Here is a 23,248-nt window from a genome sequence, read left to right as displayed (position 1 = left end):
ATGATGAAAATTATTGCATTGAGTGTGATTGCATGGGTGGTCGGTTTGAACGGCCACCTTTTGTTAGCAGCCACCATTGATACGGTAGCCGGTACTGGGAAGCCCGACGACAATGGTTCTATCGGGCAAGCGACTGCGGTCAATGTTGGTCAACCGTTTGGAATAGAGGTTGGTCCCGACGATGCGTTGTACATTACCGAGGTGCAAAACCATCGCGTGATGCGTGTCGATCGGAAGTCAGGTCAATTAACGACGGTAGCAGGATGCGGGAAAAAGGGGCATTCCGGAGATGGCGGCAAAGCGACCGAAGCGAAACTGAATGAACCTTACGAGGTGCGTTTTGACCGGAAAGGGAATATGTACTTTGTCGAAATGATGAATCACGTTGTCCGTCGCGTCGACGCAGCGACAGGGGTGATTCAAACGATCGCAGGCACCGGAGAACCTGGTTTTGAGGGAGATGGTGGACTCGCAACGCATGCACAATTCAACCGCCCCCACAGTATCGCTTTGGACCACCGCGGGGGTCTGTATGTGGCTGATATTGGCAATCACCGGATTCGTCGGATCGACCTGGAAACGGGAGTCATTGATACAATCGCGGGAGATGGTGGAAAGCGCCCTCCCGTGGACGGACAGTTAGCGTTGGGGAACTCCGTTGTTGGTCCACGCGCGTTGTTCATTGATGGGGACACGATGTGGGTGGCGTTACGGGAAGGTCATTCGGTCTGGACGCTTTCACTTACCAGTGGCACCTGGAAGCATATCGCCGGAACTGGAAAGCAAGGATTCGGAGGCGACAACGGTCCTGCGATCAACGCTATGTTTAACGGGCCTAAGGGCATAGCGGTGGGGCCAGATCACAATGTGTATGTGGTGGATACAGAAAACCAAGTCATTCGAATGATTGACACCACCACTCATCTCATTTCAACGGTTGCGGGAATTGGGCCCAAGCAGCGCGGCGGTGACGGTGATCGCGGACCATCCACCGAAGCCCAAATGGATCGGCCGCATGGAATTGGCATCGGACCCGACGGATTGATTTACATCGGCGACACGAACAACCACCGGGTACGATGTGTTTCCCCTTAGACGCACGCTGATACGCCTGCACTCGTTACTTCAAGATAGGCTAGATGATGACAACCAGGTTTCGACTAATTCAAGTAGCATGCGTTTGGGTAGTGCTAATCGCCCATTCGCCTAGTGGGGTTAATGCCAATGAGGTCGTCGCAAGAACGTCCGGCGGTGATTTGCGAGCGGGAGCGGCTGTCGCTGATATCACTCCGCCATTAGGCGAACTTGTGGTGGGCGGGTTTGAGCCTTTTCCCGCTGCGGTGATTCATGACAAACTTCACGCCCGTTGCTTAGTATTGGATGACGGCCGAACGCAACTCGGCTTTGTGATTTGCGACAGTGTCGGGATTCCGCGTGAGATATTCGACGAAGCTCGCGAGGAAATTGCAGAGCAAACAACGTTGCTTCCGCAAAACGTTTTGATGGCGGCCACGCATACGCACTCGGCTACGCGAGCGAACACAGAGAAGTACCGTCCCGTGTTGGTGCGAGGGATTGTGGAATCCGTGCGTCTTGCAATGGCGAACCTTGAGCCAGCGAAGATCGGTTGGTCAGGCATCGACGAACCTTCTCAGGTGTTCAATCGTCGCTGGTACGTTTCTGATCCTGACCTGCGAAGAAACCCATACGGCGGCGTGGATCAAGTTCGTATGAATCCAGTTCGAAACCATCCGTCGCTGGTGAAGCCGGCTGGTCCGATTGATCCTGAGATTTCCGTGTTGAGTGTCCAGTCTTCGGACGGTCGACCCATCGCAGTGTTGGCGAACTATTCGCTGCACTATGTAGGCAACGTCAACAAAGGGGACGTTTCGGCCGACTACTTTGGCGTGTTTGCAGAACGCATCGCAGAACTATTGGATACCAAGTCGGCGAACCCGCCCTTTGTAGGCTTGTTAACCAACGGTACATCGGGCGATATCAACAATGTCAATTTCCGTGAACCACGTTCATCGGAAGAGCGTTACGAGAAGATCAACCTCGTAGCGGACCTAGTTGCCAATCACGTCAAAGAGGCGTGCGACAACATCGAATACAACGAGCGTGTGACTCTTGGCTCGCAGCACCGAGAGTTGACGCTGAAGCGACGTAAGCCTGATGCGACGACTCGCAACTATATCGCCGAGGTTCTCGCCAAGTCCGATGACTCGCCTACGTATCACGCTCAAGAGCGATACCATGGTGCCGCTGCTCAAAGACAATTTGAAGGACCGGATGAGGTCGCGGTTCCTTTGCAGGCGTTTCGAATTGGAAACCTTGCAATTGCTGCGTTACCGTTTGAGGTCTTTGTGGAAATTGGTTTGGAGCTGAAGGAGAAGACACCTTTTGCTGACACCTTCACGATTGAACTGGCCAACAGTTCCGAAGGCTACCTGCCGACGCCTGCCCAGCACGAACTCGGCGGATACGAAACGTGGCTTGGAACCAATCGTGTGCAAAAGGATGCATCGGTTTTGATCGTTGAACAAGTCCTCGACATGTTCAACCAACTCGCCAAAGAACCTGCGGTGAAATGACAAATGATCGGCAAGAGGAACTTGCGAGTGTCGTCAACAATTCATAGCTAAACCCGCTTGGGTCGGTATAGGTCTAGATCTTCGCGACCCATCAAGGACGCGAAGATCTTCGAGATTTGTCGGTAGCCAGCACGAAGGTGTGCGTTGAGATCGTTGCTGTTAAGGTCGTCTGAATTGCCCGTGATGCGAAACAGATAATCGACTGAGCTAGTATCCGTCGCGTTCGCAATCTTTGGTTCCCCGCCCTGCCCTGTCGCGATGATTACCGATTCAAAGATCGCAGTTTCGTCACCACCCTCATTGCGGAGGTGCAGGCAAAAGTCATCGGGCACATCGTCCGGATCCTCATCGTCGGTTTCGACTGGCTTCATTTCGATCATTTGAACCGCGGTGTGCTCGCGAACTCGCCCACGGAGAAGATCGGATTGGCAAAGTCGCCCGAGACCTTCATCGATCCATTGCCCGTACGTCATCGGCAGCACTTGCGGACCCGATTCGTGATGTTGAGCCGACAGTGCAGAGATCGCCAGCGATGATAGGCATTGATCGGGAAGGATCGGCAACGGTTCATTGCGTTTGGGTTCACCCGAGTGTCCTACCGTATGAGTTTCAAACAACGTGACTTCATAACCAAGGTAGCGACCGTAAAGTGATGCCTCTACACCGAGCGGACCGCCGCCGATCACAGCGATGGTTCCAGGGGGATCAAGGGTAAGTTCGTCAAAATCGTTCATAAGAAGGCGTCTATCGAGTTTGCTGTTTACCGATTCGGAACGCATCGAGTTCCATCTCGGAAGGTTGATTAAGGATGGCACTGGCAAGCGTCACAGCAGTTGCGGGAGCCAAGTGAATACCGCTGCGATAATGTCCAGCGGCTACATAAATGTGTTTGTGATTGGGGACCCGACCGATCATGGGGAATCCATCGAAGGTCATCGGCCTTAAGCCCGCCCATGACTTCACTCGTGTCGCTGACTTCAACGAAGGAAGCATCGACACGGCAAAGTCGTCTAGACCCGAAATGATGTCTGGTTGCGTCACCGGATTGAACCCTGCTTCTTGTTCGCAGGACCCAATGAGCGTGTAACCATCTTCGCGAGCGACGATGTACCGGTTTCCCAGATTCAGTACCGCTTTCAACAAGGGACGTTCGGTCTTCAGAAGCAAGATCTGCCCACGTATCGGAATGATGGACTGCTGAAGTTGCAACTGCTCGGCAATTTGGCCACTCCATGAGCCCGAGCAAACGACCACGTCATCGCACTGGTACGTTTGCTTATCTGTCTTGATGTTCACGATCGAATCCGCCGGTGAGGACTGAATGCCACTCACGCGGCAGTTTTCGATCAATTCCACTCCCGATTTTCGGCACGCGGCGATCAATGCCGACAGCAACCGAGGTGGCCGAATCTGGTGTTCATCGGGAACCCACCATGCGGCAACATCCGATACGCTCGCCGCCCACGAAGCGAGTTCTGGTTCCCGCTCGGCTAACTGTGAGATCTCAACGGATTCGCAATCAATGGACAGATCTTCCCAATAGCTGCGCATGCCAATCATGGCTGCTCTCTCGCCAGCCGAATCGGCCAAGTACCAACCGCCACAACGACGTAGTCCGATGTCAATTCCAGTCAGCGTTTGTAGCTGTTGAGACCATTCGGGATACAAACGATGGGAAAGCCCTCGGAGTTGATCCAGCGGATCAGTCGCCAATTCAAAGTTGGCCGGCGGCAAAATTCCGGTGGCCGTCCATGATGTGGCGCTGGCCATCGAGCCCTGGTCGAGCACGGTTACGGCACATCCTCGCTTTGACATTTCCCAAGCTAAGGAAAGGCCAATAACGCCACCACCAATGATCGTGATTCGGTTTTGCATCGTCATTCAGAAGCGATTGGCAATGAGGAGATCGTGTTGTCTTCCGCATCGGTGTTCAAAATTAAGTCAATCTGTCGACTTAGCGTGCGGTCGGTCGGGTTGTCAGAAATGGTCAGCTCGTTTCGCAATCGCGATAGTTCAGCGTTGGTGTCGATGTCTTCTCGGATTGGCAATTGACCCATCTTGAGACCGATTTCGGTGATTCGCCGCTCGGTTGTTTGGAAGACGTCGCCTTGGCTCCACGTCATGTTTTCAAACAGTCGGTTCATCTGATCTTTCCACGGCCCTCGAATTCCGACCAGATAATACCCGCCATCGGCAGCAGGACCCAACACGACGTCATTGGCTTGAAGCATAGAGATTGCGGTGGAGATATCGTCGTGACTGAGCACCGGGCAATCGGCACCGATCAATATCGCAACTTCGCAATGGGCCAGCGTATCTTCAATCCATCTTGCCATTCGCTGGCCCAGGTCACCATCGACTTGGACGCGGATATTCCAGGATTCAGATTGCCATTGGGCAAGTTGCTGCGAAACCAGGGGAATCTGTTCAGGAGGCCAGACGACCAGTTCTCTCAGTCCGGCTGTTTTCGCCAATTGTTGGCACAAGTGGCCGACGAAGGTCCGATGCAGGTGGGCAGCTTGCTGATATCCAATTGAGGACCCCAAGCGAGTTTTGACGTCGCCGGGGTTCCAGTACTTCATCATCAACCCCAGTGTTGACGAGCCCAGTGTTGATGAGCCCAGTGATGAACCTAGTGCAGATGAGCTGTGCGTTGGTGAATCCTGTGTTGGTGAATCCTGCGTCGCTGGGTCTCTCGGAGCCGATCTAGGTGACGCCGTTTGGCCCTCGGCACCACGGTCTCTAGGTGGGGTTATGTCGAGCTGTAGGTCTGGCAGGTTTGCGTCAGGCGACGGTGGATCAACTCGCTGAGTTCTGGGTTTGTTTGGCACGATTTTGGCGTGGAGCAACTAGACTAAGCAAAGGGAGATAAACAGTGCCAAATGAAATTGCCAGATGGGCGGGAAACGCTTAACTGGCTCTTCCAAACGTGTTATCTTCTCACACGCGAGATACTCTTCCCATAGCCCTTGTTATTCGCACTTCACGGTCGCGACTGTTAGACTCTCTCTAGGGCTTGAGATTATCACTTTGTTGGGATGATGGCTGGAAGCCAATGACTCAAAAACAGATCGACTCCGAAACATTTGTGAAAATGCTCGCCAAAAGCGGCATCGTCGATCCGAAGAAATCGGCCCGGCTTGTGGAGAAGGTTCGGGCCCAGCTAGATGGCGGTCTTCCTTCTGATCCGATGAAGCTCGCCAAGCTCTTCAAACGCGAAGGCCTGATTACATCCTGGCACATCGAAAAGCTGCTGGTAGGAAAGTACAAGGGGTTTTTCCTCGGCAAGTACAAGCTGCTCGGGCATATCGGTACGGGGGGAATGAGCAGCGTCTATCTGGCCGAGCATGTTCGGATGGGTGATCGACGAGCCATCAAAGTGCTCCCCAAGAGCCGAGTTGCCGACGCAACCTACTTGGCTCGCTTTCAACTCGAAGCCAAAGCGATCGCTTCGCTTAATCATCCCAACATCGTGCTTGCCTATGACATCGACAACGAGGGTGATGTTCATTACATCGTCATGGAGTACGTCGATGGAGTCGACCTGCAACAGCTTGTCAAACGCGACGGCGCGACGGACTTTTCCACTGCGGCTGATCTTATCGCTCAGGCAGCACGCGGTCTTGAACATGCCCACAGCAAAGGTGTGATCCATCGAGATGTCAAACCGGCCAACTTGTTGATTGACCCCAACGGTGTTGTCAAATTGCTAGACATGGGCTTGGCGTTGGTTGCGGCCGGTGATGACGAGTCCTTGACGGTGGCCAATAACGAAAACGTCTTGGGAACAGCCGACTACCTCGCACCCGAGCAGGCACTTAACAGTCACACGGTTGATCATCGTGCTGACATCTATGGGCTCGGTTGTACGCTCTATTATCTGCTTACCGGAAAGCCACCGTTTAGTGATGGGACGTTGGCGCAGCGAATTGCAAAGCACCAAACCGAAATGCCCACCGCGATCCGCCAACTTCGTCCTGATTGTCCGGGCGAGCTCGAAGGCATTTGCGTCAAGATGATCCAAAAGGATCCGAAGTATCGTTACCAATCCGCCGCCGACGTTGCCGAGGTGCTTGAGAAGTTTGTCGCGAAGGTTCCCAAAGGAGCCAAAGTTACAGCAGGGCTTGGTGATCGACCCGAATCAGATGGGAACTCGTCGTCGATTTCGTTCGGTGACCTTGGCCGACCGTCGGACATTCAGGGAGACACGATCAGCAACAAAGGCCAAGAAACACTCGCCGATTCGCGAAGCGCTCTTCTTCGCAAAGAAGGAATTAGCAGTAGTGACAGCGGACGATTGGTCGATGTGCGAAAACGGCCGGACTTGATCGACGGTAGCTTCTTGGACTTGCAACTTGAATCGGGCTACCGTCCCAATTCAACTGTGGGGCGACAGCCCCAAGGGTCATCGTCTTCGTCGAATGCAGCTCAGGGCGAACGTTCGCACAGCGGTAAGTCGAGCATTCAACTAGGTGATAACTCCGACGTCTACCGAAGTCGTTCGGGATCTAGTGCTTCGTCGAGAGGACAGGGTTCAGGGCGTCAGCAACGCAAAGCGATGGATCCCATGTTGTTGGGAGCCTTAATCTTGGCTCTGGTAATCGTAGCTGTTTCCGTGGGCTTCTTTCTCGCTCGCTTGACCACTCCTTAAGGCGCAGGATGCACCTATGAGCGTTGTCTTAGGACGACCCTATCAGTTTGTTCCGCCGCATCGGGGCAATCTGTGGCCGTCTTTCATTCAGACGTTTCGAATCGTTGATCGCTACCTTCACCGCAAAGAAGGCGTCGTCGATTTTGAATGTCGCGGACTTGATCGGTGGCGGGAATCAGTCGATCGTGGCGACGGTATTCTGCTTGCACCGAATCATTGTCGATACGCTGACCCGTTGGTGCTGGGTTGGCCAGCAAGGGAACTTCGCCAGCATGTCTTCGCCATGGCTTCATGGCATCTCTTCAATGAAGGCTGGCTGGATTCGTTTGCCATTCAAAAAATGGGTGGTTTCAGCATCAATCGCGAGGGATCCGATCGTCAGTCTCTTGAGATGGCAATTGGTATCCTTGCCGATGCAGAACGACCGTTGATTCTTTTTCCCGAAGGCACGACTAATCGCACCAACGATGTGCTTAAGCCCATGCTCGAAGGGATCACCTTCATTGCTCGTACTGCGGCACGGAAACGAGCTAAGACCAGCGATGGGCAAGTGGTGATGCATCCGGTGGCGCTAAAGTATCTTTGCCAGGGTGACATTACCTCTTGGGCAAATGAGCAATTGAGCGAGCTAGAGGATCGACTGAGTTGGCGGATCTCGCCCAGCGATACCATTCTGCAGCGAACCGTTCGCGTCGCCGAAGGTCTATTGTCACTGAAAGAAATTGAACACGTGGGCAATGTCGGTACGGGGGACCTTCCCCAGCGACGCGACCAATTGATGCGTGCCTTGCTCGAACAAGCCGAATCAAAACTAAACTTGATACCCGGACCTGATATTCGTGATCGCGTGCGGACGATCCGTAGCGAAGTCGTAGCTCGCTACTTTGCCCGTCCTCACACGTCAGACGAAACCGAGGCATTGCGGATTTACGCGACGAAGGCGGACCTAGCTCAAGAATTACTGTCCTACCCAACCTGCTATCTCGATCGAGAACTCGCGACGGACACAAGGATCGTTGAAACCATTCAAAGGATGCAAGAAACTTTCTTGGGGACCGCAAACGTGGCGGTGCCTTTAAAAGTCGTCATTCAATGTGACGATGCGATTGTTGTACCGCCCCACAAGTCGGCGCGAGGCGAGGAGGATCCCTTGTTAGGGCTATTGCGAGAACGTCTGACTTCTATGATCACTACCCTTTCGGCTGAGGCTCGTCCGGCAACCCAGTGTGGGCTTGCTTGATGCTTTCACGCTAGAATCTGCTAATCCCCCTGCAAGCTGTTCGATAAAGAGAATTACGAATGATCATTGGCGTCCCACGCGAAGTGAAGTCCGACGAGTACCGTGTTGCGATGTTGCCAGTGGGAGCGGAAGAGTTAGTTAGCCGCGGACATCGAGTGATTGTCGAAGCCGGCGCTGGACTGGGAAGCGGATTGCCGGACCACGACTACCTGCGAGCCGGCGCCGAGATGGCTGCAAGTGGCCGAGATGTATTCGAGCAGGCTGATCTGATCGTCAAGGTGAAGGAGCCTCAACCCGAAGAGTACGGCCTGATTCGAACGGGACAAGTTCTATTCACGTACTTTCATTTCGCAGCAAGCTTGAAGCTTACCGATGCGATGTTGAATAGCGGCGCCTCATGCTTGGCGTATGAAACCTTGCGCGATGAACACGGGCGTTTGCCGCTGCTGACTCCGATGAGCGAGGTGGCCGGTCGAATGAGCATTCAAGAAGGTGCAAAGTATCTTGAAAAACCGCAAATGGGCCGGGGCATCCTGCTCGGTGGTATTCCTGGCGTAGCACCGGCACACATCACTGTGCTGGGCGGTGGAATTGTTGGTGCGAACGCAGCTCGTATTGCGGCTGGATTTCAAGCTGACGTTGCGATCCTGGACGTCAACCTCGATCGCTTGCGATATCTCGACGATGTGATGCCCGCCAATGTGAACACGCTCTACAGTGATCGTCATAACATTCTTGATCAACTTGAACGAGCTGACCTAGTGATCGGATCAGTGTTGATTCCTGGTGCCAAAGCGCCTCGACTGGTTCGCGCCGAAGACTTAAGTCGCATGAAGGCGGGCAGCGTGATCGTCGACGTTGCGGTAGATCAAGGTGGTTGCTTCGAAACCACGCGACCTACGACGCATGGCGATCCAACGTTTGTTGTTGATGAAGTGGTTCACTACTGCGTCGCAAACATGCCCGGTGCGGTGGGACGGACGAGCACCTATGGCTTGTGCAATGCCACGATATCTTGGATTGCCCGACTTGCTGAAATGGGAATTGACTCTGCGATCAAGGATTCACTGCCATTGCGACGTGCACTGAATGTTCATGCAGGCAAAGTAACCAACGCGGCAGTTGCAGCAGCGTTTGATCTGGAATTTCAAGACGAGGTCTAGTCCAGCGACTCGATCCATCGTGTGGGAGGGCCTAAACCGGCGTCGAATCGGTCACCTTTGAATTCGCCGGGGCAATGGGATCTCGACGATGCATTTTTAGTACGCCGGCCATCAACGCAGCCATAGACGTTTGAAAGCCTGCCGCAATCAACGTCACTCCGGGAACTACAAACCGCATGGTGCGAGGGTAGTCGAGCGGTCCGAAATCAGCCTGCCACCACTGATAGATGACAACGGCAATCAAGCCAGTTCCGATCAAGGTGCCAAGCATGCCGAAAACCAGACCTTTTTCCACGGTCAATTCTTCGAGCTTGTGATGAGGTGGCATCATGCCTTCACGAGCGGCGAAGATACGCGCAAGCGTTGCGAGCAGAATGCATTGCCAACCCAGTAGGCCGGCCAAGCTGGCGATCAACAACGTGTGAACGTCCAACGCCGCACCAAAGATTCGCACTTGAGGGATAGCCAATGCGTATCCCAAAATCGCGATCGCCACCAACAGCAATCCGGGGCGGAAGAACGTCCACTTGGGACTGAACACCAAGAACAACCGCAGCGTTCGCCAGCCATCGCGAAATGTTCGAAGGTGAGGTCCGTGTTCTTTACGTCCATCGGGATGCAGTGTGATTGGAACCTGCGCCATCGACGCGTTATGCAGACCGCTCTTAATGATCATCTCGGTTGCGAATTCCATCCCTGGCGATCGCATATCCAAGCGATCGTAATGACGGCGGGTGAAACCTCGCATTCCGCAGTAAACATCGTGGATGGGGATGCGAAACATCAATCGCACCAGCCAAGACAATGCGGGGTTTCCAAACCAACGATGCAAGAATGGCATCGCACCGGGAAGCACTTGGCCGCCGCCCCGCGGAAGACGGCACCCCTGAACCAAATCAAAGTCTTGGCGAAGTTTGTCGACGAACTGAGGGATTTCAAGGAAGTTGTAGCTGTCATCCGCATCGCCCATGATGACGTATTTCCCGCGGCTTGACTCAATGCCATGCATCAGCGCCGCTCCATAGCCTCGTTCAGCGACATCGATCGTGCGCGCGCCCAAAGCTTCCGCGATACTCTTGGAATCGTCCGTGCTTCCATTATCAGCGATGATCACCTCCCCCGAAATGCCAGCCTCCTTCATCGCATGCATCGCTTTCTCGACACAGATTCCAATCGTGTCGGCTTCGTTTAGACAGGGCATCACCACCGAAAGTTCGAGATTGGTTTCGTTGCTGTCGTTCAATGGCTCAGTCATGAAGAAGTTTTAGTTTGCAGGTTTATCGGATCGTTTTCTAATCCAGTGATTTGCGGAAACAGCAACAGCGGATCCGATCAACAACGCCACATAGGGTTCCACCACCATCCGATAGCGATACGCGGGAATTTCGACGATCCCTGTGACAACGCAGAAGTACATCAGGATACCGACTATCCACACGCCATAGGATCGAGTTGCATTTCGAGCAATCAAGATGACGCCTGCGGTAATCATCGCCAGCATCAGAACAGAATTGACCCAAAGGTGTTTCCCCGCGCGATTGTCGATAGCCGCTTCCGCAATCGGGATCTGAACTTGCCACCGTCGAACGCTCGAGTAGCGGTCTTCGGGGGCAGGGAGCGGCAAGTCCGTGATCGGAGTTCGCCAGAAGTTGATGATGCGTCGAACCGCCTTCAGGCCAAACTTGCCAGGATCAGACTTGATCGCATCGGTCGCGACGGTTTTCATTAAGTCATCACAGGCTGGATCCGACAAACCTGACGCTACCAATGCGTGCGCTGTCTGCCACGTCAGTTGCCATTCGTCCGCTGCATCCACGCGTTCGAGTCGACGTGTCAGTTCGTTTGCGGCAGGCGTTTGAGGCATCGGCAAGCCTGCACCCGATCCATCTTGGAAGGTGACAATCCAGATGTTTCGGCCAGTGAACTTGGTGAGGAAAAACTTGTCGAATAGCACGTGGTTACGGACAATCCAAGGTGCAATCATTAGAGTCATCACACCCACGGCAATCGCGGCCTGGGCCATTTTCGCCGCAAGAGGCTTTCGAACGAGGGCAAAGTCGCTGACTGGGGTCGTTTTCTGATGGTGGATCACCAGCAAGAAAGCCAGGTGAACAACCCACAGCAAGATTGCGATCGGGCGAGTCAAAATCAATAACGCAAAGGTTGCCGCCATCCAAGCCGCTCGTCCGCCGGTCCCGTGCTTCGCATAGTCCAGCACAGCCAGTGAATTGACCATCATCACAAACACAAACAATGGCTCCGACAACGTTGTCGCGTAGAACGTGATTGCGGAGACAGCCGGCAATAACAATGCGAGCGTGATCCACTGGGCGCTCTCAAGACCGGTCACACGTTTGGCGATCACGCTTGCAATCCAAGCCGATGCTACATAGAGCACACCCTGCACCGTCACGATCGCCTTCAAAGCGTACGTGTCCGTCATGGCCCGAATGAGCGCCAGCATCCAGGGATAAATCGGTGTCCGGTAGGCAATCGGTTCACTTAGAAAGAACAGGTCGCCTGAAAGAACGAGCGTCGACAACCGCCAATACTGAGCCGCGTCCCATGCGATTGCCGCCGGCCCCATCATCAAGATCAAAGCAACCTTGATCGAAATAGCTGTGATTAGTGCGGCAACAAGATACCGAGAACGCGAGCGGGACACGGGGAGCACCAAAAGAACGAACGAGTCAAAGGGAGGCGGAAGCTTGTTTGCGCTGGCCGTTGCGACAGAGTCCTATCGTCGGCGCTTTTTCTTTTCAGCTCGGCGTTCATACTTACGCTTCATCTTGTAGTTGGGTTTCTTGGCCATCTTTCTACCGCCGCCCCCAATGTCGTTCTTTGCACTGTGATTCTTAATGCATTCCAAGAAAAGTTGGCGTTCTTGCAAGTCAACTTTGACAATTTTCACTGTCAGTTGGTCACCCAATCGAAAGCGATTGCCTTCTTTGAAACCAATCAGCATGTTTCCGCGACGTTCGAACCGGTATTTGTCACTGGGAAGCGTGGTGACCGGAATGAATCCATCGACGGGCAATTTCACGCAGCGTGCATTCAAGCCATCTGCGAATACGCGACTAATGATCGCTTCCATCGTTTCGCCGATGTGCTTCTTCAGAAAATGCAGCAGCTTCAACTCAATCAATTCACGTTCAGCCTTCTGGGCGTTGCGTTCCATGTCACTGCAGTGATGGCCCAGTTTCAACAATGTGGCAAAGGCGTCATCGGGCGTCTTTTCGCCATCAAGTAAACGTTGCACCAAGCGATGCACGGTGAGGTCGGGGTAACGTCGAATTGGGCTTGTGAAATGGCAGTAATGCTCCATGTCCAAGGCATAGTGGCCTTCGGCCTGCGGTCCATAGACTGCCTTGTTCATGCTCTTGAGCACGGCGAAGTTAACGGCGTCTTCGAGTGGTGTGCCTGCCACAGTATCAAGGACTCGTTGAATTTCGAACCGGCTTTCTAGTGAATCCACTTTGATGCCCAGATCGTTCACGAACATCGTCAATTGCCGTAGTTTGCGACGCTCGGGCGGCGAGTGGATTCGGTGCAGAAATCCGAGCTTCAAGTCATCAAGCCATGTTGCCACCGCCTGGTTTCCGGCGAGCATGAACTCTTCGATGATTTGATGACTCTCGGTATGCTCAACGCGATACGCACCCTTCACCTTGCCTTGTTTGTCCATGTCCAACTTGATGTCAGGCATGTCCATTGACAACGATCCGGCTTTGAATCGTGCTTTACGGATTTGCATTGCAAGCTTGTGCATTCGAGCGAGCAAGTCGCAAACTTCCTGGCCCCACTTTTCAGTGAAGTTATCGGGAGCCGCCAAGAACTGATCTACTTGTTCATAGTTCAAACGCATGTCGCTATGAATCGCCGCGTTGTGAACTTCGGTATGCGTGACAGTCAGATCGTCTAGCATTTCGATTTCAACCGTTTTCACCAAACGCATCTTGTCGGGCTGCAACGAAGCAAGGTGGTTGCTGATGATCTCGGGGATCATTGGCACGACGCGGTCAGGCAAATAGACACTGGTCGCACGCTTACGAGCTTCTTCATCAATCTTGCCGCCGACCTGAACGAAGTGACTGACGTCGGCAATATGGACCCAAAGTCGCCAACGACCTGGTTCTCGTTCGAGTGAAATTGCATCATCGAAATCACGCGCATCAAACGGATCGATCGTGATCGTTAGCAATTTGGTGAGGTCTTTGCGACCTTCGGGAACGGCTTCGTCGTTGAACTCATCAGCTCGCTGGCGTGCTTCATTGATAACCGCTTCGGGAAACTCATCAGGCAATCCGTACTGACGCATGATCGAAAGCGTATCAATGGCTGGATTCTTGCTGCTGCCCAAGCGTTCCAAGATAACCGCTTCCCCGCCCTCCCCTTCGTCATCGGGAAAGTCGACCATTTCAACGAACACTTTGTCGTCGTTCTCAAGTGGCAATCCGCGAACATCACCGACCGAAACGGGTTTGTCGTATGGCGTTCCATCAAGAAAGACAACCGGCGTTTTTCCTGACAAGCGAAACGTACCAGTGAATTGACGACGTGCTCGCTCGAGAATCTTGGAAACGACCGCTTCGTCCTCACCACGACGTCCCGGGCGGATTTTGATTTCGACTAAGTCGCCCTCCAGAGCGCCCATCGTTTTGCCCGGCGGGACAAAATAGTCTTCGGGAATGTCCGCGCCGTCCTCGGCATGATTGGGGCGTACGAATCCAAAGCCGCCACCAAGCGCCCTTCGGAAAGTACCGCGGATCGAATCAGCCGCCCCTCCAACGCTTCCACTGCTGTAAACGAGGTGGTTCGATCCGTACACGAGTCGACCTTCGAGGACGAGCTGTTTCACCGTTCGGCGAACCTCGCGGTATTCGTCATCCAAGCCTAGTTCAGCAGCAATCTGTTTGGGCTTGCAGGGTCGGTAGTCGGGCGAGACGACGAAGCGCATGACGCGATCGGCAAGTTCATTTTGAATATCCATGTATCCAGAATAGAGCAATCCCAACGTTGCCGGAACAAGCCAGTTGCATGAGATGAACCGAGAATTTGTCGGATGCCGCGCCTCGGTGAGCTAACCTTTGGTGCCAAACAGGCTAGCGGTATCACGATTCCCCCTCATGTTTTCCCTTCGGAGCTGCAAATGTCAGCCGATTTTGAAGATTCTCAAGCCAGCGGACAAGCAAAGCCTTGGCTTCGCTCGGGCGGCTTAGGTGCCGCCATCCTATTCAGTTTAGCCGGATTATTAGGATTATCGATTTGGGCTTTTCTGTTTTGTCGTGTCGAAGTTCCCTCTCGAAAGATAGCCGTCCTTACCAAAAAGACGGGATCCGAACTGACCAACGAAATGGAGATCGTTCCAGAGGCTGAGTTTGGAAACTTCAAAGGCATCCAGGAACGAGTGCTTGCGGAAGGTCGCTACTTCTACAACCCTTGGAAATGGGATTGGGATATCGTTGATCAAGTCGAGGTGCCCGAAAACCGCTTAGGTGTACGCATTCGTCTTTATGGCGAGAACCTCGGGTACGGAAACCTGATCGCCGATGATACCTCCCAAAAAGGCATCTTCGGCGAAGTGCTTCGGCCGGGACGTTACCCGCTCAACGCGATCAGCTACGAAGCCGGCACAGAGCCTAATCCGATGCGAGACAACTACATCGAGTTGGTCGAACTTCATAAGCCAGTTGTGGTGCCAGCCGGCTTCAAAGGTGTCGTGACGCTTCTATCAGCACCGATGGCAGAGGATCCGAACCAGCTAATCGTTGCCGATGGCAAGCGCGGCGTGCAAAAGAAAACGCTCGATCCCGGTGTCTACTACATCAACCCCTACGTTGCTCGCGTCAACTTAGTTGATTGTCGTAGCCAACGATTCAATCTTTCCACCGGGGGTGAAATGGGGTTTCCTAGCCGCGACGGTTTTTGGGTCAAGCTTGATGGGCGAATTGAGTTTCGTGTCGATCCGGATCGAGCCGCAGAAGTATTTGTGACTTACAACGACGAAACGAATGACAGTAGCAACAACGCGATTGTCGAAGAGGAAATCATCCAGAAGATCATTCTTCCGAATGCTCGTTCGTTTTGCCGACTACGAGGCAGCGATAATTCAGGACGCGATTTTATCCTTGGTGAAAAGCGATCGGAATTTCAAGAGGATTTCCAAGCCACGATTGGTGCGACCTGTCAAAGTCAAGGCATCGAAATCATCCAAGCGTTGATCACGCGAATTTCACCACCGCAACAAATCGCGAAACCAGTACGCGAGCGACAAATTGCGACTCAGCAGGCTCAGCAGTACGTTAAGGAAATCGAGCAACAGCTTAGCGAACAACAGCTTAAGGTCGAACAAGAACTCGTGAAGCAGAAGCAAGTTCTCGTGGGCGTTGAGCAAGAGGTTGTTAAGCTGACGACCGAAGCCAAACGTGCTCAAGAAGTCGCCGTTATCGAAGCTCAGCAACGTTTGAAAGTCGCCGAAGTCGAATTGGCCGCCGCAGCGGATCAGTCCGAGGCGATTACCGCGCGAGGCAAAGCGGCCGCGGAAGTGATCAACTTTCAAAACGAAGCCGAAGCTGCGGGGTGGCAAAAATCGGTGGAAGCCTATGACGGTAATGGTGACGAGTACGCTCGATGGGTCATGCTCAAGAAAATGGCTCCCGCGTTTCGCCAGATGATGGTCAATACTGCTGATAGCCCACTGATGGACATCTTCAGCGAGTTCAATGATCACTCAAACCCGAGCGCCGCGAAGCAAACAGACAATGAATCAGAATCCGTTGATGGAGAATCCAAGTGAGTATCAAACAAAACAAATCGCTGATTGGGTTCGTGTTCAGCTCGGTCTGGCTAATCCTTTTGGCAATAGGGCTATTCGAATGGTTCGTGTGCCGAGTCTATGTTCCAGACGGTCACTCGCTACAACTTCGGTACAAAGGTGGCATCGTTTTCGGTGGTGAGGATCCCGAACCCGGTTCGATGGCGCGTGACGGACAAGTCGGCGTGCAAGAGGAAATGCGCGGCCCCGGTCGGCACTTCTTCAATCCACTGTACTGGGAAAGAACGATTGTCCCGGACTTCGTCGTCATGCCAGGTCAGATCGCCGTGGTGACCAGTAAGATCGGCACGCCTCTGCCGCCGGGCAAGTTCTTGGTGGATGGGGATTTGGATGGCACCGACCGCGTCAAGCACAAAGGGATTTTGCGAAAGGTTTTTGGTCCTGGACGCTATCGAGCAAACCCCTACGCTTTCGAATTCAATATCGTCGGCAGTGAGAAGGTGAAGGTAGGACGGCAAGAAAAGGTCGGTGGATGGGTCGAGATTCCTACGGGTCATGTGGGCGTGGTAACCATGCAAACTGACAACCCGCAACTCGGTCTCTTGCCCGGTATCCAAGACAAGGTATTGCAACCGGGGCTGTATCCGATCAATCCCAAAGAGCAGCAGGTCGACCTGATCGATGTTGGGTTCCGAAAAACGAGTATTCAAGTGTCCGAACAAAAAGACGCCTCGGGACGATCGCTTTATGACGAACAAGGCGAGCCCTTAGCGGTGACGGATACGGGAATTAACTTTCCCAGCAATGATGGTTTCGATATCCAGTTGGACTTCAGTGCGATTTGGGGCGTGTTGCCGGCTGATGCTGCCGAAATCGTTCGTACGTTTGGGAACATCGCCGCGGTCGAAGAAAAGGTGATTGAACCGCAAAGCGAATCTATTTGTCGAAACAATGGGTCCAAGATGGGCGCCGTTGAGCTGTTGATAGGTGAATCACGCGAAGCGTTTCAAACGGCGGTCAGTGACGAGTTCAAAGACGTTCTCGCCGAGAAGAATATCACGCTGCTCTACGGCCTAGTGCGTCACATCTACATTCCGCAAGAAGTTCGTCAGCCCATTCAAAAGGGGTACGTGTCGGACGAACTGCGATTGACCAGGGACGAGGAAACCAAGACGGCTCGCATCGAAGCTGATCTGCGTGAAGCGGAATCCAAAGTCGAGTTGGAAGCGGAACGAATTCGTGTGGATACCGACCGATTGCGGGCTGGTGTGCTGGCCGAAGGGGAAAAGGAAGCTCGCGAGATCGCTGCTGCCACCGAGCAATTGGTTGCCAAGATCGATCGCGAAACTGCCGAACTCGACGCCCAGAAAACGGTGATGATCGGACGCGCCGAATCGGGGGCCGAGAAAATGAGCAGCGAAGCGAGCGCAGACAAGTTTCGCTTGGCCGTCCAGGCTTTCGGATCACCAGCAGCGTTCAACAAATGGGAGTTTGCTGAACAATTGCCTGCCAACTTAGATTTGAAGTTGTTTTACGCGGGCGAAGGCACGTTGTGGACTGATCTCGAGAACATCACACCGACGATTCCGCTTAAGAAATAGTTTCGTCAACAGCAATGAAAACGCCGCGTGAAATTCTTCACGCGGCGTTTGTCGTTTAGCTACTGCCAAGGTTCGCGATTAGAAGCGAGTTTGGTATTGGAAGTAAAAGAAGTCAGCATCGTCGGAGCTTTGGACACCTGGCGTTGTCTTGAAATACTCGCCTGCGTTGAAGTGCGAGTAACCAATCAAGACGTTGTTGCGAGGGTTCAAGTCGACGTTGAATAGCACGTCAATCTCTTGACCAAGCTCCTTGTCACGGGCTGCATTATTTGCGTTATACGGCTGCATGGTCACACCGTAGGGTGTGGTTGCTTGATCCAAGAAGAAGTGGTGATACCAAAGAATCATCTTGACCTTGGGACCCATGATTGGCGTGATGAATTGGAAGTTCACGTCGTGCAAGTTGCGGCGACCAAACAAGTCCATGAATCCGTTGTACTTATGAGCCAATGGGAACAAGTGATCGAAGCTGTTGTCGCCGCGAGCTGCGGGAACATCGTCGCCACCCGATGCCCAATCGTACCAAGCCCAAACGGTTGGCTTCCAATCATTGGCGACGTTCAACTGGCGGCCAAGACCACCGGTGAAGAAACCAGCACTGTGGCTGCCGTAGCCAGGGCTATTGCTGCCGAACTGAACTCCACCTTCGACCTCGTAAAGAAGGCCGCCATCACTCTTGCCCCCGACCCGGCTACCGATAGTGTGGTAGTCGAAGTCCAAGATGTCATTGGTCAGGCCTAAGTAGTAAGCGTCGACGGTGCCCACGTCAAACTTCGAGGTACTAGCGTACACACCGAAGAAATCAATGTCCTCTTCGGCGTCGTCAATCTTCGATTCGTTGGCTGCATTGCGATTGACTGGGTTCGTGAAGAAGCCATCGACGGTCCAATCGTCGCCCTGATAAGTTCCCCGAACACCCTGGAATGTCCGGCGGGTGTTTCCCCAATCCAATGGCGAAACCAAACGTTGTTCACCGAATAACAATTCTTGGCGACCGACACGAACACTCAAGTTCTCAGTCAGATTGGTATCGAGAAAAAGGTTCTGGATCTCGCCACGATTTTCTTCGATCGGACGGTTGTTGAAAAACTCTCCTCCGGAATCGGCGTACAAGTATTCGCCATAGACACGGAAGTATTCATTGATTCGATAGTTCGAGAAGAATCGCAAGCGAGTGAGCCAGAACTCATCGTCGCGGCCCGTCAAACCGAGGCCGCGGTGATTGTTTTCGCTGTGATACCGAACGCGAGCTTCGCCACCGAGGTCTAGTTTTCCGTTGAGGAGACCCTTGAGCGAATCGCCGCAGAACTCAGGTCCGTCGTAGCATTTGTCGTTCAGGTAACTGAAGTCGTTCGCATAGAAGACGCCCTTGTAGGCACCCTTCATCTTCGCGGTTGCTGCGTCTTTCTTTTCTTTGGTGCAGCACGTGCTATTGCAACATTGGCAAGGAGTAGCCGTGTAGGTCGGATCCGCATACTGATGCATTGGCATCGGATCGGGCATGGCAGCGGTATCGGGCATCTCTGATAGCTGAGGCGTTTCCGCGAGCTCTGCTGATGCACTGGATGCGTCGAGGCCGGAGTCTTGAAGTGGCGCGTAGTCGACGACTTGCTGAACCAATTCGCTCACGTGCAATTCAACGAGTTCCTGTTGAGATTGAGGCGAGTCCGCGAGTGCCGCCGGAAGGCAAAATAGGCTCGAAGCGATCGACAGTGCGAGTACGCGCCGCCTTTTTTGATTACTGGCGAACATGAGTGAAGGCTCCATCTTCAAGAGAAAGATCAGATCTAAGAATCAATGACAGTCAAGGATGCTCGCTGAGCAAAGCCATGCTGATGCTGATCCGTGCCGCCACTCGATTTCAGCCTCTGCATCACCATTCCTTCGGCGATACGGGCCATCAACGACTCAATCGAGTCGCGCCTTGCCCTACGTTCCGTATCGGTGAGGAAGTGTGCTTTCATGAAATTCCCAGGCACAGTCGGCCAATCGATAAGACCGGAACAAACTTCCACAAGCTATGTCACGATGACGGGCACTCTGGCTATCTGCCCGCAGTGACTTCACCCCTATCGATTGCAGTTCGGCGGCAATCGAAGCGCAGGCTTGCGTCATTGTTGCTGCCAACACGCTGACTTCGCTACTGAGCGGGCGACCCCAAAGTCTGACGCCCAATGCTTAAGCAGATGCCAATTCCGGGAGCATCACCCGGTTTTGCGAGTCCGACTCGTCAGCTTTTCAACGGAGGTGAAGTGTCCTAACGGAACGCCTAAGGGTGTTGATTTCACGATTGTTGGCATTGCAACGTCCGTGAAACTGAGTTGGCACGGTGAGTGCGTAAACGCTTTTCTACCTGGTCGGTTGCCCGAGTAATCGGCATCCGTCTTTCGAGCATGTCTCTACGCAAGCGGTTTGTGCCTGCGGCTTTTCTTCGAGAGCTCGCTTCTATTCTCTCTTTCCTGAACTTTGGCTTCGTCTATGTTTCGTCGCGTGCTGTTCTGTCACTCGTCATGTCTTCAATTGGTGCTCAGTTTGTGGCTGGTTTCACTGATTGGCTGCAGCAGCGATGGCATAACTCTTGAAGATCTAGAAGCGGCAGCAGCGAAGATCGAACAATCAGAGGCTGCTTCAGGGGAGCCGGTCTCTTCGAGTGAATCTGTAGTCGCGGCGATGCTTGAGATCGAAAAACCAAAGCTGAAGTTTGGATTTATCAAGTTGACGGATTGTGCTCCGTTGGTGATTGCGAAAGAGAAAGGGTATTTCGACGACGAAGGATTGAGTGTCGAGGTTGAGGCTCAATCCAACTGGAAGATTCTTCTTGACCGCGTCATCGACGGGCAACTTGATGGCGCTCACATGCTTGCTGGGCAGCCAATTGGTGCGTCGATCGGTTTCGGAACCAAGTCGCCGATCATCACTGCCTATAGTCTCGACTACAACGGCAACGGCATTACGGTAAGTAATGAGATTTGGGAAAAGATGCAGGAGAACGATCCTGAGTTGAAGAAGCCTCAGCCCAAGCATCCCATTAGTGCCGCTTCGCTAAAGCCAATTGTCGATAGCTACAAGCAAGAGGGAAAGCCGTTCAATATGGGGATGGTGTTCCCTGTCTCAACCCACAATTACGAAATTCGGTATTGGCTTGCAGCATCCGGCATCAAGCCCGGCTATTACGACGAAGAGAATATCCAGGGCACCGTCGACGCCGATGTGATTCTTTCAGTAACCCCGCCGCCTCAGATGCCTTCAACGCTCGAGGCTGGCACTATTCTCGGGTATTGCGTCGGTGAACCGTGGAACCAGCAAGCCGTTGTCAAAGGCATTGGGGTGCCTGTCACGACGAACTATGACATTTGGAAGAACAACCCAGAGAAAGTTTTCGGGGTCAGCAAGGCTTGGGACGAGAAGTATCCCAACACGCATGTTGCCGTCGTGAAGGCGCTCATTCGGGCTGGAAAATGGCTGGATGAGAAAGACGCGGATGGAACGTTAATTAATCGACCAGAAGCCTGTGAAATTCTTAGCCGCAAAGACTATGTCGGTGCGGATGTTGACGTGATCGACAATTCGATGACCGGAACGTTTGTGTTTCAGGAAACGGATGTCCGTCCCATGCCTGAGTTCAATGTCTTTTTCGATGGCAATGCAAGTTACCCACACTACAGCGATTGCATTTGGTTCTTGACCCAAATGCGGCGATGGGGACAGATCACCGAATCAAAACCAGCGTCTTGGTATGCAGAAACCGCCAAAGAGATTTACAAGCCAGCGATCTATCGCAAGGCGGCTGAAATGTTGATCTCCGAAGGCAAGGTCGATGCAAACGAATTTCCCGCCGCTGACTACGACGGATATCGAGTTGCGACAAGCGATTTCATTGATGGAAAGTCGTACGACGCACTGGATCCTATTGGGTACATCAACAGTTTTGAAATTGGAAATAAGGATGATGAGTCCTTTGCAAAAAAATAGTCCATCGCCTTTGTTTGTCCCTGCAACCGTATCTCTTTTTCGAAGTGTCTTATGAATTGGCGTGGTAGTGCTCTTAGGTTTTGTACCGTAGCTGGTTTGCCAGTCCTTGAGCCGTTTGTTCGCCTTGCTGCGGGGGAAGATCCCAAAGAGCAAATGGTTGGGATTTCCAAGTTCGTGTTCTTGCCCGTGTTCGCGGTGCTCGTGTTCCTGTTCATGTGGTCTGCTGCGGCCAAGGCCATCGTGACTGACAGCGCTAAGCTGCCTAGCCCTACCGAGACTTGGGTGGCGGGCAAGGAGCTGTTCGCGATGCATCAAGCTCAACGGGAAGCTGATACAGCGAAGCAGCAAGAAAAGGCTGGACAAGCAGTTCGGTTCATGTTGGACGCTAGGAAGCTCGAACGCCAAGCCGCCAATGCAAGTGTCGCTGACAAGGAAATACTGCTTGCCAACGCATTGTTGCTTAAGAAGCACGCGGTTGCAGCGGCGAACTACAAGCCAACGAGCGCACCGACATTTGTCGATCAAATTTACACCAGCCTTTACACGGTGTTCTTTGGTTTCGTTTTGGCAACTTTGATCGCAGTTCCCGTCGGAGTGCTGTGTGGGATGAGCCCATGGTTCAACGCCGCGATGACTCCGTTTATTCAAGTGTTCAAGCCGGTTTCGCCGCTGGCATGGTTGCCGCTCGCCGCAATCGTAATTATTTGGGCCTATTCGAACTCAAAGCCAGGCGAGACCTATTTCGACAAAGCGTTTCTGATTTCTGCCGCAACGGTTTCCATGTGCTCGCTTTGGCCAACTCTCGTCAACACCACTCTTGGCGTGGCCAGTGTCGACAAAGATTACCTGAACGTTGCGAAGGTCTTGAAGCTTTCTTGGTCGCAAAAACTTTTCAAGATCATCTTGCCTGCTAGCTTGCCGTTGATGTTCGCAGGACTGCGGATCAGCTTAGGTGTTGGTTGGATGGTGCTGATCGCAGCCGACATGCTTGCTCAGAATCCAGGCCTCGGAAAGTTCGTTTGGGATGAATTTCAGAACGGATCTTCGCTGACTTACGCCCGGATTGCTTTCAGCGTCATCGTGATTGGCGTGATTGGTTTGGTGCTTGATCGGATCATGATTTGCCTTCGCAACTTAGTCAGCTTCGGAAACCCTTCGCCGGCTTAATAACGATTCACCAGTCGCTTCGCGGCGACACGCAAGGAAGCAAGGTTCCTACGAACTTTGGCCATGGATGGCAGAAATACACCTT

Annotated in this window: 16 protein-coding genes; 9 read left to right on the top strand and 7 right to left on the bottom strand. The window is 53.1% G+C overall.

Features of this window, described 5'->3' with window-relative positions:
• Together Pla22_RS03335 and Pla22_RS03330 are read left to right on the top strand one after the other, a co-directional pair.
• The gene (locus Pla22_RS03335; RefSeq protein ID WP_146513347.1) at nt 1-1,095 is read left to right on the top strand and encodes an NHL domain-containing protein; all 1,095 of its coding nucleotides are present in this window, start codon (nt 1-3) and stop codon (nt 1,093-1,095) included.
• A gap of 47 nt (nt 1,096-1,142) precedes the next feature.
• A complete protein-coding gene (locus Pla22_RS03330) occupies nt 1,143-2,594 on the top strand; it encodes a neutral/alkaline non-lysosomal ceramidase N-terminal domain-containing protein (RefSeq protein ID WP_146515197.1) in 1,452 nt (483 codons plus the stop codon).
• Between the two features lie 47 nt (nt 2,595-2,641).
• Here Pla22_RS03330 and Pla22_RS03325 read toward each other — a convergent pair whose 3' ends face one another.
• Genes Pla22_RS03325 through Pla22_RS03315 form a run of 3 tightly spaced genes read right to left on the bottom strand, consistent with a single transcriptional unit; the run spans nt 2,642 to nt 5,176 of the window.
• The gene (locus tag Pla22_RS03325; protein WP_146513346.1) at nt 2,642-3,328 is read right to left on the bottom strand and encodes an NAD(P)/FAD-dependent oxidoreductase; all 687 of its coding nucleotides are present in this window, start codon (nt 3,326-3,328) and stop codon (nt 2,642-2,644) included.
• Nucleotides 3,329-3,338: 10 nt separating this feature from the next.
• Nucleotides 3,339-4,469, bottom strand: coding sequence for a glycine oxidase ThiO (gene thiO, locus Pla22_RS03320; protein WP_242631768.1), 1,131 nt, complete (start codon nt 4,467-4,469; stop codon nt 3,339-3,341).
• 2 nt (nt 4,470-4,471) lie between these two features.
• Entirely contained in the window at nt 4,472-5,176 is a 705-nt protein-coding gene (locus Pla22_RS03315; protein WP_165440499.1) for a TIGR04282 family arsenosugar biosynthesis glycosyltransferase, read from the bottom strand.
• A 473-nt stretch (nt 5,177-5,649) separates the two neighbouring features.
• On the opposite strand from Pla22_RS03315, the gene Pla22_RS03310 reads away from it, so the two are divergent.
• The 3 genes from Pla22_RS03310 to ald are packed head-to-tail and all read left to right on the top strand — an operon-like array spanning nt 5,650 to nt 9,648.
• Entirely contained in the window at nt 5,650-7,245 is a 1,596-nt protein-coding gene (locus tag Pla22_RS03310; protein WP_146513344.1) for a serine/threonine protein kinase, read from the top strand.
• Nucleotides 7,246-7,261: 16 nt separating this feature from the next.
• On the top strand, nt 7,262-8,485 hold the full coding sequence (locus Pla22_RS03305) for a lysophospholipid acyltransferase family protein (protein WP_146513343.1): 1,224 nt from the start codon (nt 7,262-7,264) through the stop codon (nt 8,483-8,485).
• Between the two features lie 59 nt (nt 8,486-8,544).
• Nucleotides 8,545-9,648 carry an alanine dehydrogenase gene (gene ald / locus Pla22_RS03300; RefSeq protein WP_146513342.1) on the top strand — a complete coding sequence of 368 codons (1,104 nt, stop codon included), beginning with the start codon at nt 8,545-8,547 and terminating at the stop codon, nt 9,646-9,648.
• Between the two features lie 31 nt (nt 9,649-9,679).
• On the opposite strand, the gene Pla22_RS03295 is transcribed toward ald, so the two are convergent.
• The 3 genes from Pla22_RS03295 to rnr form a co-directional block, all read right to left on the bottom strand.
• Complete coding sequence (locus Pla22_RS03295) at nt 9,680-10,903, bottom strand: glycosyltransferase family 2 protein (protein WP_146513341.1); 1,224 nt, start codon at nt 10,901-10,903, stop codon at nt 9,680-9,682.
• Between the two features lie 9 nt (nt 10,904-10,912).
• Nucleotides 10,913-12,313 (bottom strand): hypothetical protein, encoded by a 1,401-nt coding sequence (locus tag Pla22_RS03290; protein WP_146513340.1) that lies wholly within the window; start codon nt 12,311-12,313, stop codon nt 10,913-10,915.
• 72 nt (nt 12,314-12,385) lie between these two features.
• On the bottom strand, nt 12,386-14,638 hold the full coding sequence (rnr, locus tag Pla22_RS03285) for a ribonuclease R (protein WP_146513339.1): 2,253 nt from the start codon (nt 14,636-14,638) through the stop codon (nt 12,386-12,388).
• Nucleotides 14,639-14,710: 72 nt separating this feature from the next.
• On the opposite strand from rnr, the gene Pla22_RS03280 reads away from it, so the two are divergent.
• The gene (locus Pla22_RS03280; RefSeq protein WP_242631767.1) at nt 14,711-16,444 is read left to right on the top strand and encodes an SPFH domain-containing protein; all 1,734 of its coding nucleotides are present in this window, start codon (nt 14,711-14,713) and stop codon (nt 16,442-16,444) included.
• Nucleotides 16,441-18,024: an SPFH domain-containing protein gene (locus Pla22_RS03275; protein WP_146513337.1), complete on the top strand. Its 1,584-nt coding sequence runs from the start codon at nt 16,441-16,443 to the stop codon at nt 18,022-18,024. The genes Pla22_RS03280 and Pla22_RS03275 overlap by 4 nt, the downstream gene beginning before the upstream one ends.
• Nucleotides 18,025-18,102: 78 nt before the next feature.
• Here Pla22_RS03275 and Pla22_RS03270 read toward each other — a convergent pair whose 3' ends face one another.
• Entirely contained in the window at nt 18,103-19,776 is a 1,674-nt protein-coding gene (locus Pla22_RS03270; RefSeq protein ID WP_146513336.1) for an alginate export family protein, read from the bottom strand.
• 726 nt (nt 19,777-20,502) lie between these two features.
• Between Pla22_RS03270 and Pla22_RS03265 the strand changes: the two genes are divergently transcribed.
• Nucleotides 20,503-21,996, top strand: coding sequence for a CmpA/NrtA family ABC transporter substrate-binding protein (locus Pla22_RS03265; RefSeq protein WP_146513335.1), 1,494 nt, complete (start codon nt 20,503-20,505; stop codon nt 21,994-21,996).
• Nucleotides 21,997-22,047: 51 nt separating this feature from the next.
• The gene (locus tag Pla22_RS03260; RefSeq protein ID WP_146513334.1) at nt 22,048-23,163 is read left to right on the top strand and encodes an ABC transporter permease; all 1,116 of its coding nucleotides are present in this window, start codon (nt 22,048-22,050) and stop codon (nt 23,161-23,163) included.
• Nucleotides 23,164-23,248: the final 85 nt, after the last annotated feature.

The organism is Rubripirellula amarantea, assembly GCF_007859865.1.
GTDB lineage: Bacteria > Planctomycetota > Planctomycetia > Pirellulales > Pirellulaceae > Rubripirellula > Rubripirellula amarantea.
The sequence above is the reverse complement of the archived record's forward strand: the minus strand, read 5'-3'. Positions and strand labels throughout refer to the sequence as shown.

Excerpts from the sequence above, each read along its gene's own strand:
- Pla22_RS03260 (WP_146513334.1), top strand. The coding sequence starts at position 22,048 with ATGAATTGGCGTGGTAGTGCTCTTAGGTTTTGTACCGTAGCTGGTTTG.
- Pla22_RS03280 (WP_242631767.1), top strand. The coding sequence starts at position 14,711 with ATGCCGCGCCTCGGTGAGCTAACCTTTGGTGCCAAACAGGCTAGCGGT.
- thiO (WP_242631768.1), bottom strand. The coding sequence starts at position 4,469 with ATGCAAAACCGAATCACGATCATTGGTGGTGGCGTTATTGGCCTTTCC.
- ald (WP_146513342.1), top strand. The coding sequence starts at position 8,545 with ATGATCATTGGCGTCCCACGCGAAGTGAAGTCCGACGAGTACCGTGTT.
- Pla22_RS03325 (WP_146513346.1), bottom strand. The coding sequence starts at position 3,328 with ATGAACGATTTTGACGAACTTACCCTTGATCCCCCTGGAACCATCGCT.
- Pla22_RS03310 (WP_146513344.1), top strand. The coding sequence starts at position 5,650 with ATGACTCAAAAACAGATCGACTCCGAAACATTTGTGAAAATGCTCGCC.
- rnr (WP_146513339.1), bottom strand. The coding sequence starts at position 14,638 with ATGGATATTCAAAATGAACTTGCCGATCGCGTCATGCGCTTCGTCGTC.
- Pla22_RS03335 (WP_146513347.1), top strand. The coding sequence starts at position 1 with ATGATGAAAATTATTGCATTGAGTGTGATTGCATGGGTGGTCGGTTTG.
- Pla22_RS03265 (WP_146513335.1), top strand. The coding sequence starts at position 20,503 with ATGTTTCGTCGCGTGCTGTTCTGTCACTCGTCATGTCTTCAATTGGTG.
- Pla22_RS03305 (WP_146513343.1), top strand. The coding sequence starts at position 7,262 with ATGAGCGTTGTCTTAGGACGACCCTATCAGTTTGTTCCGCCGCATCGG.
- Pla22_RS03315 (WP_165440499.1), bottom strand. The coding sequence starts at position 5,176 with ATGAAGTACTGGAACCCCGGCGACGTCAAAACTCGCTTGGGGTCCTCA.
- Pla22_RS03270 (WP_146513336.1), bottom strand. The coding sequence starts at position 19,776 with ATGTTCGCCAGTAATCAAAAAAGGCGGCGCGTACTCGCACTGTCGATC.
- Pla22_RS03295 (WP_146513341.1), bottom strand. The coding sequence starts at position 10,903 with ATGACTGAGCCATTGAACGACAGCAACGAAACCAATCTCGAACTTTCG.
- Pla22_RS03330 (WP_146515197.1), top strand. The coding sequence starts at position 1,143 with ATGACAACCAGGTTTCGACTAATTCAAGTAGCATGCGTTTGGGTAGTG.